Source organism: Bacteroides sp. GM023 (assembly GCF_014750685.1).
Lineage (GTDB): Bacteria > Bacteroidota > Bacteroidia > Bacteroidales > Bacteroidaceae > Bacteroides.
Map to the genome: position 1 here is coordinate 352733 of NZ_JAAXGE010000001.1, position 17205 is coordinate 369937.

Here is a 17205-nt window from a genome sequence, read left to right on the forward strand (position 1 = left end):
TCCGAAGTTATGAATTATCTTTGCCAAAAATTTTGAGAGTTATGCGTTTGTCCGAATTAAAAACAGGCGAAAAAGGTGTCATCGTTAAGGTATTGGGGCACGGTGGTTTTCGTAAACGTATTGTGGAGATGGGTTTTATCAAAGGTAAAACCGTTGAAGTGCTATTGAACGCTCCACTGAAAGATCCCATTAAATATAAAGTCCTGGGTTATGAAATATCACTTCGTCGTCAGGAAGCAGAGATGATTGAAGTGGTCAGTGAAGAAGAAGCTAAAAAACTGGCTGAAGAGGCTATTTATCATGAAGGACTGCCTGAAGATATATCTGTAAAAGAAGAAGAAATGAAACGGTTGGCGTTAGGTAAACGTCGCACCATCAATGTTGCCTTGGTCGGAAACCCGAACAGTGGCAAAACTTCTTTGTTTAACTTGGCTTCCGGTGCTCACGAGCATGTCGGGAATTATAGCGGTGTGACCGTAGATGCCAAAGAAGGTTATTTTGACTTCGAAGGTTATCATTTCCGTATTGTCGATTTGCCGGGAACATATTCTTTGTCCGCATATACGCCGGAAGAAATTTATGTCCGCCGTCATATTATCGACGAAACTCCGGATGTGATTATAAATGTGGTTGACTCCTCGAATTTGGAACGGAATTTATATCTGACTACTCAATTAATTGATATGAATGTCCGTATGGTAGTGGCTCTGAATATTTATGATGAGTTGGAATCCAGCGGAAATACATTGGATTATCATTTGTTGAGCAAGCTTTTCGGAGTTCCGATGGTGCCTACCGTGAGTAAGAAGAACCGTGGATTGGATACCTTGTTTCATGTTGTCATCAATCTTTATGAAGGAGTAGACTTCTTTGATAAAAAAGGAAATATGAATCCGGAAGTGCTCAGGGACTTGGCCGAATGGCATGATTCTTTGGAAGACCGGAAAAACCATGAAGAAGAGCACTTGGAAGATTATGTACGGGATCATAAGAAAAGCGGGCGTGTATTCCGCCATATTCACATCAATCATGGACCTGATTTGGAGAGAGCCATTGAAGCGATAAAAGAGGAAGTTTCCAAGAACGAATTTATCCGCCATAAATACTCTACTCGTTTCCTGTCTATTAAATTGTTGGAGAACGATCCGGATATAGAGAGCTTTGTGCGCACTTTACCGAATGCCGAAACTGTTTTTAGTATCCGTGATAAAATGGCTAAACGTATTCAGAATACGTTGAATGAAGATTGTGAATCTGCTATTACGGATGCAAAGTATGGCTTTATCAGTGGTGCTTTGAAAGAAACGTTTACTGATAACCACTTGGAACAAGCACAGACTACAAAAGTGCTGGATGCTATCGTCACTCATCGTATTTGGGGATATCCTATCTTTTTCCTTTTCATGTATCTGATGTTCGAAGGTACGTTTGTGCTTGGAGAATATCCGATGATGGGAATTGAGTGGCTGGTAGAACAGCTTGGTAATTTGATTCGCAATAATATGTCCGAAGGACCGCTGAAAGATATGTTGGTTGACGGTATTGTCGGTGGAGTAGGAGGAGTAATTGTTTTCTTACCTAATATCCTTATTCTGTATTTCTGCATTTCGTTGATGGAAGATTCAGGATATATGGCACGGGCTGCATTTATTATGGATAAGATTATGCACAAGATGGGATTGCACGGAAAGTCGTTTATTCCATTGATTATGGGATTCGGATGTAATGTGCCTGCTATTATGGCTTCCCGCACGATTGAGAATCGGAAAAGTCGTCTTATTACCATGTTGGTTAATCCATTGATGTCTTGCAGTGCACGTCTGCCTATCTATTTATTGCTGGTAGGAGCTTTCTTTCCGAACAATGCCAGTTTGGTGTTGTTAAGTATTTATGCGATTGGAATATTCCTGGCTGTGTTATTGGCCCGTTTGTTTAGTAAGTTCCTGGTGAAAGGTGACGATACTCCGTTTGTAATGGAACTTCCGCCTTACCGGATGCCGACAGCAAAATCAATCTTCCGCCATACATGGGAGAAAGGTGCGCAGTACTTGAAGAAGATGGGAGGAATTATCATGATTGCTTCTATTATCATTTGGTTCCTGGGTTATTATCCGAATCATGATGCCTATGAAACAGTAGCTGAGCAACAGGAAAATTCATATATAGGTCAACTTGGCCGTGCAATAGAACCGGTGATAGCACCTATGGGATTTGACTGGAAATTAGGTATTGGCTTGATTTCGGGGGTAGGAGCGAAAGAATTAGTTGTAAGTACTTTGGGAGTTTTATATGTGGATGATCCGGACGCCGATGAAGCTAGTTTGGCAGAGCGAATCCCGATAACTCCATTGGCTGCTTTCTGTTATATGTTGTTTGTGCTGATTTACTTCCCTTGTATTGCAGCATTGGCAGCTATCAAACAGGAGTCTGGTAGTTGGAAATGGGCGCTCTTCGCTGCCTGTTATACAACGGGATTAGCTTGGCTTGTTTCATTCGCGGTTTATCAGATTGGAGGACTATTTGTATGAATAATTGGCAAGAATGGGTAGTCGGAGTACTGATTGTACTCTGCATTGCCCGAGTCATATATGGAATTTATGTTTTTTTTCGTCGTACGCGAGAAAGCGCTAATCCTTGCGATAGCTGTGTAAGTGGCTGTGAACTAAAGGATATGATGGAGAAGAAACAAAGAGAATGCGGTGTAAAGAAAAAAAGTACAAAGAAAAATTGCTGTGGATAGTTGGTAGTTTCAAAATTTGTACTACCTTTGCAACCGCAAACGAGAAATAATGGTTCCTTGGATGAGTGGCTTAGTCAGCGGTCTGCAAAACCGTGTACGGCGGTTCGAATCCGCCAGGAACCTCAAAGAAACCTCTGAAACTGCTTATAATAAGGCGTTTCGGAGGTTTTTCTTTTTTGGAGGGGCGGAAATAGGGGCGGAATTCCAAGAAAACCATAAATATTAGACCATCAGATAATTGATTATATATATCATTATTTAAAGTAGTCTATCAATACTTCGCTATTACTATATTTCAACGATGCTAAAAACTGATAGACAATCATGCGAAGGAAGGCGAGTTGTTAGTAGCGATAATGCGGAATCCTGAAAATGAAACAGCATACCCCCAAAAACTAAGAACGAGCTTTTTATTTGAAGGATAATCCGCCTTCCTTGTAATAAGTGTGTCAGTTGTTTAGAATGTAATACGCTCTAAATAATATTCTTTAATATATCTCAAAGTAGCATTTATGCTTGACTGGCTATAACGTGTCATTGCGTAATAATAATCGGATAGAATATCACGAATGAAATAATCGGTTTTTTCACTTATACCAAATAGTGCGCCCCAACTCAAAGGCTTCAAATCATCCAGATAATCATCTGGTAACACAAAGTATTTATTTAAAGGATTATCCAAGATAAAATCGTCTAATATAGATTCTATATCTGGTATAGTACTATACTTTACATATAATTCTTCTTGCCTACAAGCAAAATCATAAATCATACGAAAAATTTCACTTTGGAGTCCTTCTTCTGATTTTTCATTAAAATCAGGAAAGGCTTTTCCTATATATTGTAAGAGTTCTATTTTATCTCTAGTGGATGAAATGTCATGCAAAGCATATGATTCTACATTTTCTGCCGACAATATCACTTCTTCTTTTTTCTTTTCGGGTTTCTCCCACTTTTTTATATCCTCAGTCCAACCTTCTATGATGCTACGCCATTCACTCCAATTTTTAACTTCTTTGGTTTTGGGAATAACTTCGACATCCAAATCATTCGTAATTTGTATTTCTGTCCAGCCATACTCTTTTAATGCTTCAACATAATTATTCATGATCATAGCTCCCTTTTTGTCGTCCCAATAGCTAAACCGATTACGAGCAATCCCTTTTATATATGCTATCTTCTGTTTTATAGGAGGCATATTTTTCACAACAATAATACCTGAAACTTTGCTTAAAAACAATTCTACACTATCTTTTTGCAAATTCTCCTCATCATATTTTAAATATGTTCTGGCAGACTCTTCGATTGCATCAAGAATCTCATTAATTGAAAAGTCTTTTATCCATTTTTCCACACTTTTTCTACCTGATTTATTCAGTGTATAAGGCGATATTTTATTTTCAACATAATTTACAATGAGATTAATAGTATCGTCAGTCAAATTGGATAATGATTTTTTCCATTCAATCATCAATATCATTTGTTCTCGTTGTTCTTGTAATAGCTCTAATTGCAGTCTTTGCTTCTCGATAACAGAACTATCATCAAGTTCTTTATCACTTTTGCCATTATTGCAATCAGTACAACTTGTTATTAGATTTAACAACTCATCTCCTCCGCCCTTTGGAATAGGGTTAATATGGCAAACATTAAGGACTACATCAGGAGCTTTCCTGCCACAATATTGACAAGTGAATTTATCTCGTTTAAAAACTTCAAATCGAAGTTCATTGGATACTGTTTTTCTTTTTGCCATTCCAAATTAATTAATTTATTTATTTCAAAAATAGGATTATAGATGTTTAACCGCCGAGAGGTTAAGTTCTCTTATTTGAATTTTATTCTCGATCTCCAGCACTTTTGTCCAGAAAAGGAAGCCGAGTAACTCTCAATAGATAAAAGTCGAAATTCGGGCACGAAAACGATTGGCGGAAAAACTCCAATCTTCACTTCGTAACCCTCTTCTAAGGCTTCGTTTCACTCAGCCTTAGAATTACTGCGTTTCCCATGATATAGCATGACTGGTGATAATACACACCTATATACATTCGTTTGCGTATATGCACCAGCCAATATTATAATTGCACTTCTCTATTATTCTTTGCGCTTCTATTGTACATTACTACTGATACACCCAATACGTAATACCACCCAATTATATAGTGGTTGTTCTGTACATTCTCGTTTATGCTTCGTTTGTATATACGCAAAGAGGGTTTGTTATTTCAAGCTCCCAATATACAACGGTTCTATATTACGCAACATATATTTCTCCAATTACAACACTCTCATACCCTCAATCCCTTAGTATAGGGGCTTTCTTATGTACAGAGTAACTATTCCTACTTGTTAGAGTAACTATTCCTACTTGTTATTACTATTCGTAATTCCGCAGACGCTTTTTACCAAAGTCGGAAAATGAGCGGAATCATCTTTTATACTTTGCCGCAACAACGCCAATATTATATCTCCCCGCAATACTTTTTTATTATACTCTTCAGAAGAAGGGTATTTATCAAAAGTCGCAATAAACTCACGATAAGCTTTGCTTCTTGCCGTTTTTAATGCACCGTCACTACCCCCTTTGCAGTACGCCAGATAGGAACCAAGGAATCTTTTATATTTCTCTGCAAACAACTCAAATTCGTCCACGTCCTCAAATGATTCTATTTGGTCAAATCCAATTAAAGAAGTCAAGAATAGATATTCTTTGGGAGTCATAGATTTATTTTCTTCCAAAGCATTCATAATAACAATATCGTTTATATTCTTTGCCCAAAACTCATATAGGTTAGAGTAGTTTATATGCAAATCGCCAATAGTTCTTATAAATCCCATATGACTTTGAGTGAACGCCTTTTTGTTATCAAGAGTGAATTCAATCCGTAAGATATGATTGCCTTTGGCTTGCATAACACCAATGGGTTCTCTTAATTCTTTATTTTTTGCTGCAACTTCGGTAGTTTTATCATATATTTTCAGATGCTTACAACTACCATTAAAATAAACGGTTTCATCCAAAACATTATCCCTATCGTACAAGTGATAATCAACTATTTTAGGAATAATTTCTTTGCATGACGTTTTTATTTTTACATTCAATCCTATTTCACATTGAGTAAATTTCGTTTTACCCAATTCGGAGGGTTGTATATGCAGAGCGTCCGCAAGTTTAAGTATCACCATTTCAAAATCATAAGCGGTTAAATCTCTGAAAGTGGATTTACCATAAAGCCAGTTCCTAAGACTTCCCGAAACGACAACCTTCTTTTTATCTTCTTTATTAACGCCAACAAACAAAGAGTGGTCTCCTTTTCTGGAGGAACGAGGAAGTCTATATTTGTCCCAATCGGATTCTTTCTTGATTAATTCTCTTTGAGGTCTGCAATTATCAAGGCTTCCTGAAAAGTTACTGAATCGAATGACTATCTTATCAATCATAGTCTTTGCTTTTTAAGATTTTCCATATACTCGTCAATATCTTGCTTCCTAAACATTACGCTCTTTCGCCCCTCTATCTTTACGGAAGGAAAATTATCATACGTTCTCATACGATACAGGGTAGATGCCGATATTTCAAGCATACTGCAAACGTCTTTTGAGGAAAGCAAATCGGATGGTGCTCTTTCTCTCTTCTTCTCCTTTTTTAGCTCTTTGATTGTCAGCTCTGCTATTTGGGTTTGAATCTCAAATAGCTTTTCTGTCATTACTAAAATCCCCTTCATATAAGCTTTTTGCCTACGAAGTAACTTCTGAATATCTATGACCTCTTCCATAACTTGAGTATTCTGCTTTATTTATCGGTCAAATATAGTCAATTTGGTTGATATAAACAAAAAAAGACTGCCTAAAAAGCAGTCTTTGAAACTATAAGCTAAAAGTTTAACAATTGAATCAATTGGGGGCTTGATAAACACGATCCATAAAGTTCTTCTTATTGCAACTAAACTCAAAAGAAAAATTCATTGATGTTTCTTCTTGCAACTTATTTTCTACATAATATTCTAAACTGTTCTCTACTATCACCGCCTTTATAAGATATTTTCCTTTCTCAAATGATTCAAGATAGGGATTGTAATATAGACTTCCTTCAATATCATAGTACATTGATTCAGCATTATCTCTATCAATATTATTTAATTTGCGTTTTAGTTCATCGGGATTAGCTATATTCCACTTTTTTGTCTTTTTGTCTTTGGAAGCATTAAATTCAATGATCGTCCTGTATCTTGTCGATTTCTGAGTTATGCGTAAATTAGCTTTTGCCGAGACAATCAATGTAGTATCTAATTGGTTAAATTGTATAGTGGCGTGATTTTGAACAATAGCATTACTTTTTATATACTCCCATAGTACTTTTTGAGTTGAAGTAAATGCGATAGAATCTTCGGGTATAAGTTCCAATGTTTTGTCTTTGGAAATAATACAATTAAAAGTGTAATCAATATTTTCATCCCAAGCAATACGTTTGTCGTTGCGAAAACCATCTACACATCGAGCCATATCTGCCATATCAAGAGTGATTTCTGGTTTATTACTCAAAGCGTGAAAGCTGAACGCTCCGCCATTTATTGCTAAGTCAAAGGTACCTTGCTCTTTGACTAAGTCAGCTTTCATTTTCTCTTGTTGTCTCTTTTTCTCTATTTGCTTCTGTTTTTCTTGCGCTTTTTTCCAAATAGCATCTGCTGTATCGTGTTCTTGAATCGTAAATCCAGCATTTTTGAGAGCAAAGTACGCCATTTCCGTACCATAGTTGTAGTACAAATCTAAGATGAAATTTTCTGCATAATCGAGATGATTATCCAATTTTGCGAGGATTCTATCAGCAACATCTCTGCGATTTTGAACAACCTCTGCATTTGCACTCGCAAATAATGATAGCATTCTCGGATTATTCCGACAACACAAACCTATTTTCTTTGCCATTGTAGGGGTAACTTTCGGACTTTTTGTTTTAGTTTGACAGAATGCTACTATTCCTAAAGTTATGAATAGGAAAACACAAATGAATCTTCTGAAATCTATATTTTTCATATTGCTCGTTTGAGCCTTTCGCAACCTACAAAGGCATTATACAAAAAAAGAAGCGGGCTGCCGTCCACTTCTCGTAAGGTATCGCCAAACACCTGCACACAAATAGACGAACAACCCGCCCTATGGCGAGCTATTCGTACCAAAGTGTGCTCTTTATTGTTCAAATTGGCGATTTTTACGAGAAAGGCACTTCTTATTTTCCACAAAAACATTCCGAAGAACATTGCAAAGGTAATAATACTTTTTGTCTTTGTATGCTATCTTTTTATAAATCTACGCTTTACCCAAAGGTTTTTATTTCTTTTGCCGATTCGACTGCGATAGATAAATCATATTTCAAATAACGCATTGTCATATCAATACTTTTATGTCCCAAATATTTTGAAATGGTGAATATATCTACCTTATCCTGAACCAAATGGGTTGCAAAAGTATGTCTTGAGGAATGATAGGTTATATGTTTCTCTATTCCAGCCATTTCAGTGAGTTTAACAAGGGTCTTGTTCACGGTTGGTTCAGCAAATCCGTAAAATACATTTTTTGAACTGCCGAACAAACTTTTTCCTTCCGAAAGCTCAAGAACTACTGCACGAGCCATTGTAAACAAAGGAGTTATTACTTCTGACTTGGTTTTTATCATCTTCTTTTTGATAATTTTATTTTCAAAGTCGATATGCTTCCACTTCAAATCTATCACATCTGAAAAACGCAACCCACAATAACAAGCAAATAGATACATTTGCAGGACTTGGTACATTGTCGAAGAATGCGAGAACTGGGAACGAAGTTTTCTCATAGCATCCAGTTCCTCATGGTCAAGATATATCTCTTTTGTATTGGCTTGCGGAATTTTAAACCAATTGTAGGGATTCTTGATTTGAATATCATGCTTTAGCATATCCAAAATAACAGTTCGCATGTTTTTATGCTTTGGATTCCTACCGCCTGACGAGTTGCCATTTACTTCTTTCATATGGTCATCAAACTCCTCTATGAAAGAAAGAGAAATATCTGAAAGCAAAAAATCTTCTCGAAACTCTTTCAATACATTGTAAGTAGTCATATACACTCGGATAGTTTCAGGGTTCAATCCTTCTTTTCGTTTTCGTTCTACAAAATCAAGATAGTAGGTATAAAAGGATTGACTTTCAGGTTTTACTTTTCTTTTTCCTGAATAGAACTCTTTAACCAAATCCATGGTTAATTCCTGCCCGTCTGCCAATGCTCGGTTAATATGAAGGTCTAAGTCCTCACGCTTCTTATTAAGCTGGATTAGCAATGCCTTATCTTTTGGCTCCTTCTTTTTATCATCCCAACGCTCTTTTTGAATGTCAATCCCTGTCGGAACTTTTGTCTCTTTGTCCCTTACTCGGATTCTTAAGTATATCGGATATTTACCGTTCCGCTTCATTGGTTTATCCGTTCTTATCCAATTTATAATAGAATATTCTGCCATGATATACGATTTAATTTACAATTTCCATGTACTAAGGTAGTTACTTTGTCAATACGGGCAAAATTTCTGCCAAAAAATAGTATAAAAGTCGAATAAAATATTTTTCTTTGTAGATACTGTTAATTTTAAACTTTATGAATATGACTGAAGAACAAAAAGAAAATAACATATTTATAAATGAGAATGCCTACTTTTTCCACAATAAGGATAGGGTTAGGATTTCAAGAAACATGATCGAACGAGTGTTTAGGGAAACATCTTCAATAAAAACAGGGAACTATTTATTGAAAATCGTCAGAAAAGACATTGTAATTGATACTAAGATAATAGTATATTCTTTATGTGTTTTCAAATATGATTCAAAGCCTACTTTTATAGAAGAAGATACTGATGGCTGGATTGAAACAAAATTGGCATATTTACTGATTGTCGAGATTGATAATTACATTGTGATAAGCAAGAAGAATATATCTAATATTCAAGATTTTTTAAAGCAATTCTCCCCCTTAGACTATACGATTCTTTCTACTCTATTTGTTGATGATAACACGTCATTTGAAAAGTTTAGTTTGAAAAATCTCAATGTGTCAGATAAAGCAATTAGAGGTAAAAGTTTGGAAGCTTTAGATTTGAAGGAGAATTTTTCAACATTGGGTGCAAATAATTACATGGTTAATTCTCTTAGGGTAAAAAACGATGAGGAAAAAATTTCTTTGATGCTGAATTCTTCCCGAATAAATAAATTCGGGAAAAAGACAGGGATTAAGCTTTTTGTTAATTGGGCTCTTTCACTTGTCGAAAAAATAAAAGATTTTTCAATGCAAGAAACTTTTCTTTCTATCTTTGCTGAACCTCAAGACTATGAAAGCATTAAAGATTCTTTGACTCCAATTTCTATACTGTTCGTTTTTAGTCGGCTTTATGATGATTTTGAAAATGGACAAATTGCCGGTTCGTTTATTCGAAATACCAGATTACATAAAGAAAGGTGTATTGATTTGATTAAATATTTGGCAAATTTTGAAAGATTGTTGAATATAGAACTTACAGAAGAAGGGGCATATCGAGTTAAAACTCCTATTGTAAATGATTTAGAACTAAAATTGAATAGTAAATCAATTACATTACAATCTTTGAAACTCAAAAGCATTCTTCTCCGAAAGGACGATGGGAGTGATATTTCATTTATTGATTATATAAATAAACACTGTGCGTTTATTATTAATTTTGATAATATAGATTTGGTCTATTCTAATAGAAAATTGTTTAGGGATAGTAAACTTCTTGGTAATATTGATTATTTTATGAAGGTTTTTATTCCCTATGAAAGAATCAGTGATATTACGAGTGAAAAAGGAACTTTCTCACCTACTCAAACTTCGTTTACATCAGAGTCTTTATTTAATTTTGTAGAAGCTGAATTTCTTACTACTTCTAACTTTTTTGTTTGTGATGATTTGGGACGTGAATGGGCTGATCACATTGGAGTGACAGAGGAAAAAGTAATGTTTTATCTTTCGAAGTATAAAGATTCCACTTTTTCTGCAACTTCGTTTCAGGATATTGTTGGTCAAGCACAAAAAAATCTTGGGAATTTAACTGCACAAGATTATCAACTTGCGTCCAAGAGGGATTTTTGGAATGGTATATACCCTAATTCGGAGATAAAGCGATTACGTAAAGGAGGTGATATAGATGATTTCATCAATCAATTTAAGGCTGCAATAAAGAATCCATATTTAAAAAGGGAAATGTATTTGGTTATTAATTTTATTTCAAGGTCAGAATTGCAAGAAAATTTGAATAAACTTAAATCAGGAATTACATTTGGACAGAAAAACGAAACAATTCAAATTTTATGGTTTATTTCTTCTTTAGTTTCAAGTTGTAAAGAGGTGAATGTTGATCCTTATATTTGTTGCAAGCCTTAAATTATATATAAAAGAAGGGGCGTATATAGGGGCGTAAAATATGCAATAATATGACTTCCTTTGAGTTTTGATTTGAAATAGGTGTTTTGTATTTTGGTAATATTGAAATTTATATCAATCAAATAAAGTCACAAGAAGTCAAAGTGAGCTTCGCCAGGAACCTCACGAAGCCCTTTCAGATGAATTCTGAAGGGGCTTTTCTTTATTTTTAATTGAAAATATTTCCACTTTCCCTATTCTTACATTTCACAAACGATATAATCAATAGGTTTTTCCCTATTAACGATTATAGAATCCACCGATTAATTATGATTTTCCTGTGTTACTTTTGTAGTAAACCAAAAGAAAACATTATGAAAAAGATTTTATTCATTCTATTTGCTGCACAGTTTGTTTTAGCTCCTTATATGACAAAGAGCTATGCTGCAAGGGCTATCGAGGAGAATTACGAATATTCGATGGGTGATCAGGGAAAGAGAACAGTCAAGAAAGACATTTTCGGGAATACCATTATTGAAGACGATAAAGGTAATAAGGAGACGATTAAAAAGGATATTTTGGGAAATATTATCATTGAGGATGATAGAGGTAATAGGAAGACTATCAAGAAAGACATCTTGGGAAATCTTACTATTGAGGATGATAAAGGTAACCGAAAGACTGTGAGAGAAGATATTTTAGGGAATATCACAATCGAAGATAATAAAGGTAATAGAAAAACTATTCGGGAAGATATTTTGGGAAATACCATTATTGAAGATAATGAGGGTAACCGCAAGACTGTAAAAGAAGATATCTTTGGGAATACCATAATCGAGGACAATAATGGTAATAGAAAAACTGTTCGGGAAGATATCTTTGGGAATACCATAATCGAGGATAATAAGGGTAATAGGACAACTATTAAGAAAGATATTTTTGGTAACCAAATAATAGAAGATAGCAAGGGAAACAGGAAGATCATTAAGAAAGATATCTTTGGAAATACAATTATTGAAAAGTATTAAAGTATGTGCCTGGGGATGTCTGATTCTTTCGCTATCTTTGTATCGAAATATATCGGAAATTAGTTGAATGTATCCATGAATCGTATAAAAGGCATACTTTATGCGGCAGTATCCTCCTCCACTTTTGGGCTTGCTCCGTTCTTTTCTATCACTCTGTTGTTGGCTGGTTTTTCAGCATTTGAGGTGCTTTCCTATCGTTGGGGAGTGGCGTCGGTTGTGCTGACGGCATTTGGTTTATTTTCAGGGTGTAGTTTCCGGTTGTCAAAGAAAGACTTTGGGGTTGTCTTTTTATTAAGTTTGTTGCGGGCGGTAACCTCATTCAGTTTGATTATTGCCTATCAGAATATTGCCAGTGGTGTGGCGTCCACGATTCATTTTATGTATCCGTTGGCAGTTGCTTTGGCAATGATGTTTTTCTTTCAAGAAAAGAAGTCGCTTTGGGTAATGTTTGCTGTTCTGATGTCTTTGTTGGGAGCAGCTTTGCTTTCATTGGGAGAGTTGGATGCAAAAAACGGTAATACGATGATTGGCTTAGTGGCAGCTTGCGTCTCTGTTTTTTCATACGCAGGATATATCATTGGGGTACGGACAACACGAGCCGTGCAAATCAATTCAACCGTGCTGACCTGTTACGTTATGGGATTGGGAACTCTTTTTTATCTCATAGGTGCTTTTAGTACTTCCGGACTGCAATGGGTGACAGATGGATATACCTGGTTGATAATTCTGGGACTTGCTTTGCCGGCAACCGCTATTTCTAATATTACTCTAGTACAGGCCATCAAGTATGCAGGGCCTACGCTGACTTCTATTTTAGGTGCGATGGAACCGCTGACAGCCGTTGTGATTGGAGCTCTTGTGTTCAAAGAGCTTTTTACGGTGAATAGTGCCATTGGTATTCTTTTGATTCTGATGGCTGTCAGTATAGTCGTATTTCGCAGGCAAAAGTCTTGAACAGAAGACCTTCAAAGTAAATGCTGTTTATCTGATGATAAACAGCATTTACTTTGAAGAGCCTCTTGTCGGATTCGAACCAACGACCCCGAGATTACAAATCACGTGCTCTGGCCAACTGAGCTAAAGAGGCGTTATTTTCTTTTGCGGGTGCAAAGGTATGAAATTCTTTTAAAAATGCAAATACGTCCCATACTTTTTTTATATTTGTAGTCTCACTAATGATTAATAAGAAGATGAAAAAGAAAATTATGAATGTATGTGGCATGGCGTTTCTAGCCATAAGTATATTGGCCTGTTCCGGTCAGAAGAAAGGAATGGCGAGTGCTGAGGCTACAACAGACAGTGTGGAAGTAGCTTCGGAAGCATTGACGGTCGAAGCGGATAGTACAGGATATATCGTTCGGGTAGGAGAGATGGCTCCTGATTTCACGATTACGCTGACTGATGGCAAACAAGTAGGCTTATCTTCACTTCGGGGCAAAGTCGTAATGTTACAGTTTACGGCAAGCTGGTGTGGTGTGTGTCGTAAAGAAATGCCGTTTATTGAAAAAGATATTTGGCTGAAACATAAGGACAATACAAACTTCGCATTGATTGGTATCGACCGTGACGAACCACTTGATAAAGTACTTGCCTTTGCCAAATCTACGGGCGTTACCTATCCGTTGGGATTAGATCCGGGAGCTGATATTTTTGCGAAGTATGCATTGCGTGAATCCGGCATAACGAGAAATGTATTGATAGATAAAGAAGGGAAAATTGTAAAGTTGACTCGTTTGTATAATGAAGAAGAGTTTGCTTCCCTTGTGCAGATGATTAATGAAATGCTGAAGTAAGATACAGCTATTCTTTAGCGAATTATGCCATATAGAAATAGTGACGCTATCTCATCGGGATGGCGTCACTATTTCTGTTATATAGCGACACTATCCTGACTGCATACCGTCACTATTTCCTCATGGACTATTCAGGCGAGACTTAGCTTTGCCAAATAATCGTAATGTTTTCCTTCTTTTACCAATTCAGCTTTAAAACCACATTCGGAAGCATATAGGCTAAGTGTTTGAAAATCTACATATAACCAGTCGAATGGTTCTCCTTTCACATCCTTGTATTGCATCTGAAAATCAATTTCCCCATAATAATCTCCGGCCAAATCAATCACTATACTTCCATCCTCTTCCTCGAAAAGATAACGCAGGTCGCTGGAATCCATCCATATACATCCACCGGGACGAAGGATACATTTCATTCGCCGGAAGAATTCGGGCATATTACTTAGTTTTCCGATAATTCCCGAACCATTCATCAGCATCAGAACAGAATCAAACGTTTCAGTAAATGTCTCGTCAAAAAGGTTGGTTAGACGAACATTATTGACTCCCCGCTGTTTCATTACTTCGACAGATAGCGGAGAAATATCAATGGCACATACCTCTTGCCCCATTTCCTGAAGTGCCAATGCGTGGCAGCCGCTTCCTGCACCAACATCCAATATCCGTCCTGTAGCCATTTGCAGAGCAGTGCGTTCCAGTACAGGCATGGACTGGATATTGCGGAATAATTCCTTGACGGGAATCACATCCTCTTCAAATTGAGAGGAAAAAACTCGCAAGCGGTCGGCTCTGTGATGGTTGAAATAATCAGAAATAGCGGCTCCCATCGGATCCCTTTCTGCGGAAAGAATTGTTGTTGCCATTGGAGGTTACATATTGTTTTAGTCGACAAAGATAAATAAATCCGTAGAAAAGGATTATCTTTGCCGCTGTAAATGTGAATATTAATAATGTATATTATATGAGTATTGAAGAAGCAATCATGGGTGGAATCGTCTTTAAAGGTAAGAAAGATAAGCCCAAAGAAGAGGAAAAAGTGAAAACAAAGGCGAAGAAAGCAACCTATATCCGCGGACAACATGGTTCGGGAGCTGCCAAGATGAAAGCAGATATCCGGAAGAAAAGAGCAAATCGACACAAAAAATAAACATCGTGATAATCAATATTTTTGTTTGTATAGCGGCAATTGTACTATTTTTAAGAGGTATTTTCATTTTGGTAAAAGCAAAAATTGTCTGGATGATATATGTAGACATCATGAGAAATTACACTCTGAAGACACATGGAAAAGTGGTGGAGATAGAGGTTAAACCCAAGGTTTGCAGTCAGGATGATGATGATATTGTTATGCTGAATTATCCGATAGTGGAGTATAAACCGGATGAAGAGAAAGAAGTGAACCGTCAATCAGCCTTTTATGATTTATTTGTGAAGGTGAGTGATGATATCCATATATTATATCCTCAAAAGGCGCTTCACGTAGGCGATGAAGTGACAGTCAGATGTGACCCTAATGATTCGGATAAGGTTTTTGCATGTCCCAATATGCCTTTTACAAGATTATTTTGTAAGATGTTTATTCCCGGAATCATCTATCTGATGGCAAGCCTTTCAGGCGTTTGTTATGTGTTTTTTTAATAACTATTATTATAAAAAAGAGAGGGGCGGAATAATTATTCCGTCCCTCTCTTTTTTATAGAATTATTTCTGTGGAAGTATCTCGATCCAGTAGTCATCCGGGTCATTGATGAAATAGAGCCCCATGGCAGTATTTTCAAAACATACACAGTTCATTTCTTTGTGATAAGCTCTGACCGCATCATAATCACCGGCCACACGGAAACAAAGATGGCTTTCATTCTCGCCCAGTTCGTAAGGAGCGGTATGGTCTTTCAGCCATGTCAGTTCCAGAAGAAAACCTGTCTCGTTATCAGTCAGGTAGACTAATGTGAACGAACCGTCGGAAGCTTCCTTCCGGTGATGTTCTTTCAGGCCGAGCGCTTTCTCATAAAAAGTGATGCTCCGCTCCAGGTTTGTGACATTGATATTAAAATGGTCAAATTTACTTTTTATTTCCATATGTTGCAATCTTCCTTATTTTTTCATTAAGAGTTTCACAATCTCTCCGACATATGTGCGCGGCTGTCCGGCTTGTGGAGCAGTTTGGGAAGGCAGTTTCTTACATTCGATAACAGCCGAAGGAGCAGTTTGGTTCGGAGCATAGAGTTTCAGTACATAGCTGTCCGCTTTTTCGATAGCGTCATAAGACTGGTCGGGTGAAAGCGTGCAGTAAGCAACAGCCTTACCTGACTGATAACCCAGTGCGCCACCGGCATTTGCAGTCATATTTGTCATGTTGAACTCATCCTTTCCGATACTGATAACCAACTTCCCGCTTCCCATCAACGCATATACTTCACCCGGAATCTGCTTCAGATTGACCTCAGTATAGCCCGGCATATCTGTTGAAGCCTTGCCTACCGGAGTGGCAGGAGTGAGTGTTGCGGCAGGAGTAACTGTCTGAGCAGGTTCAACAGTCGTAACCTTGACATCTGTTTTGGCATCTGCGCCACCAATGACAATCGGACCTGCGGCTGCAATGATGGACGGAGTTTGTTGCTCTTCTTCCTTTTTCTTCTTTTCAGCTTTCGGACGAGTATCCGGTGCTCCGAAAGCAACAGCTACATCCATAAACATATCATCTGCGAAATCTACCGTTTTTCTGCGCCATTTAGCCAGTCCGCGTACTAATTTAGTCTTTGCTTTGTTAAGCGCATATTTGTCGGTAATCCATTCTTCCGCCTTGTATTTTTCAGTTTCGCGGTAAGTGAAACGTATCTTTTCCAGTTCTACCAGGCAGCTTCCCGGTTTGCAGGTAACTGTAATCTGATAATTGATTAACGTACGGTCTAAAGACAGAGCGCTTGAACTGAAAACAATCCATTCCTCTCCGACACCCGCAATCGTTCCTTTTGCTTCGTCGGAATAAACGACGCGGCTATCAACATTCTTATTTTCTTTCAGACGTTCGTTCATCCACTTGGTTATTGTGTCGAAAATTTGTGCCTGACTCATTCCGGGAATTTGAAATTCCTTGGAGAATACTACTTTACCATCCACTTCAGGAACAGCGCCTACAAGATACCTGGTATCGTCTTTTTTGTCTTTTGCAGAGTCTGCCTTCATTGCCATCGGCAACATAAGGAACAGGGTAAGAAACAGAATCGTAAATTTATTCATAATT

Annotated in this window: 16 protein-coding genes and 2 tRNA genes; 9 read left to right on the top strand and 9 right to left on the bottom strand. The window is 37.1% G+C overall.

From position 1 onward, the window contains the following. Positions 1-41 precede the first annotated feature (41 nt). The 3 genes from feoB to HC965_RS01245 all read left to right on the top strand — a co-directional run bounded on the left by feoB (position 42) and on the right by HC965_RS01245 (position 2863). The gene (feoB, locus tag HC965_RS01235) at positions 42-2528 is read left to right on the top strand and encodes a ferrous iron transport protein B (protein ID WP_191029719.1); all 2487 of its coding nucleotides are present in this window, start codon (positions 42-44) and stop codon (positions 2526-2528) included. Continuing rightward, the gene (locus HC965_RS01240; protein WP_191029720.1) at positions 2525-2740 is read left to right on the top strand and encodes a hypothetical protein; all 216 of its coding nucleotides are present in this window, start codon (positions 2525-2527) and stop codon (positions 2738-2740) included. The genes feoB and HC965_RS01240 overlap by 4 nt, the downstream gene beginning before the upstream one ends. A gap of 51 nt (positions 2741-2791) precedes the next feature. After that, a tRNA-Cys gene (locus HC965_RS01245) sits at positions 2792-2863 on the top strand. A 334-nt stretch (positions 2864-3197) separates the two neighbouring features. Here the strand turns inward: HC965_RS01245 and HC965_RS01250 are convergent. The 5 genes from HC965_RS01250 to HC965_RS01270 form a co-directional block, all read right to left on the bottom strand. After that, positions 3198-4496: an HNH endonuclease gene (locus HC965_RS01250; RefSeq protein WP_191029721.1), complete on the bottom strand. Its 1299-nt coding sequence runs from the start codon at positions 4494-4496 to the stop codon at positions 3198-3200. 608 nt (positions 4497-5104) lie between these two features. Beyond that, a complete protein-coding gene (locus HC965_RS01255) occupies positions 5105-6181 on the bottom strand; it encodes a phage/plasmid replication protein (RefSeq protein WP_191029722.1) in 1077 nt (358 codons plus the stop codon). Beyond that, positions 6178-6516, bottom strand: a complete 339-nt coding sequence (locus tag HC965_RS01260; RefSeq protein WP_191029723.1) for an AlpA family transcriptional regulator — start codon at positions 6514-6516, stop codon at positions 6178-6180. The genes HC965_RS01255 and HC965_RS01260 overlap by 4 nt, the downstream gene beginning before the upstream one ends. Before the next feature lie 118 nt (positions 6517-6634). After that, positions 6635-7666: a hypothetical protein gene (locus HC965_RS01265; RefSeq protein WP_223854633.1), complete on the bottom strand. Its 1032-nt coding sequence runs from the start codon at positions 7664-7666 to the stop codon at positions 6635-6637. Positions 7667-8054: 388 nt separating this feature from the next. After that, positions 8055-9230, bottom strand: coding sequence for a site-specific integrase (locus tag HC965_RS01270; RefSeq protein WP_191029725.1), 1176 nt, complete (start codon positions 9228-9230; stop codon positions 8055-8057). Positions 9231-9370: 140 nt separating this feature from the next. Between HC965_RS01270 and HC965_RS01275 the strand changes: the two genes are divergently transcribed. The 3 genes from HC965_RS01275 to HC965_RS01285 all read left to right on the top strand — a co-directional run bounded on the left by HC965_RS01275 (position 9371) and on the right by HC965_RS01285 (position 13122). Then, positions 9371-11161: a hypothetical protein gene (locus HC965_RS01275; RefSeq protein WP_191029726.1), complete on the top strand. Its 1791-nt coding sequence runs from the start codon at positions 9371-9373 to the stop codon at positions 11159-11161. Between the two features lie 353 nt (positions 11162-11514). Next, positions 11515-12168, top strand: coding sequence for a hypothetical protein (locus HC965_RS01280; RefSeq protein ID WP_191029727.1), 654 nt, complete (start codon positions 11515-11517; stop codon positions 12166-12168). A gap of 75 nt (positions 12169-12243) precedes the next feature. Continuing rightward, positions 12244-13122, top strand: coding sequence for a DMT family transporter (locus HC965_RS01285; protein WP_191029728.1), 879 nt, complete (start codon positions 12244-12246; stop codon positions 13120-13122). A gap of 59 nt (positions 13123-13181) precedes the next feature. Here HC965_RS01285 and HC965_RS01290 read toward each other — a convergent pair. Beyond that, positions 13182-13255, bottom strand: a tRNA-Thr gene (locus HC965_RS01290). Between the two features lie 103 nt (positions 13256-13358). Here HC965_RS01290 and HC965_RS01295 point away from each other — a divergent pair. Continuing rightward, positions 13359-13961 (top strand): TlpA disulfide reductase family protein, encoded by a 603-nt coding sequence (locus tag HC965_RS01295; RefSeq protein WP_191029729.1) that lies wholly within the window; start codon positions 13359-13361, stop codon positions 13959-13961. A gap of 131 nt (positions 13962-14092) precedes the next feature. Here the strand turns inward: HC965_RS01295 and HC965_RS01300 are convergent, their stop codons facing one another. Further along, on the bottom strand, positions 14093-14824 hold the full coding sequence (locus HC965_RS01300; protein WP_191029730.1) for a bifunctional 2-polyprenyl-6-hydroxyphenol methylase/3-demethylubiquinol 3-O-methyltransferase UbiG: 732 nt from the start codon (positions 14822-14824) through the stop codon (positions 14093-14095). Positions 14825-14922: 98 nt separating this feature from the next. On the opposite strand from HC965_RS01300, the gene HC965_RS01305 reads away from it, so the two are divergent. Further along, positions 14923-15108 (top strand): hypothetical protein, encoded by a 186-nt coding sequence (locus tag HC965_RS01305; RefSeq protein ID WP_022136515.1) that lies wholly within the window; start codon positions 14923-14925, stop codon positions 15106-15108. Positions 15109-15218: 110 nt separating this feature from the next. Further along, complete coding sequence (locus HC965_RS01310) at positions 15219-15599, top strand: hypothetical protein (protein WP_191029731.1); 381 nt, start codon at positions 15219-15221, stop codon at positions 15597-15599. A 63-nt stretch (positions 15600-15662) separates the two neighbouring features. Here the strand turns inward: HC965_RS01310 and HC965_RS01315 are convergent, their stop codons facing one another. Continuing rightward, the gene (locus tag HC965_RS01315) at positions 15663-16040 is read right to left on the bottom strand and encodes a VOC family protein (protein WP_191029732.1); all 378 of its coding nucleotides are present in this window, start codon (positions 16038-16040) and stop codon (positions 15663-15665) included. A gap of 15 nt (positions 16041-16055) precedes the next feature. Further along, positions 16056-17201 carry a DUF4468 domain-containing protein gene (locus tag HC965_RS01320; RefSeq protein ID WP_191029733.1) on the bottom strand — a complete coding sequence of 382 codons (1146 nt, stop codon included), beginning with the start codon at positions 17199-17201 and terminating at the stop codon, positions 16056-16058. Between the last annotated feature and the right edge of the window lie 4 nt (positions 17202-17205).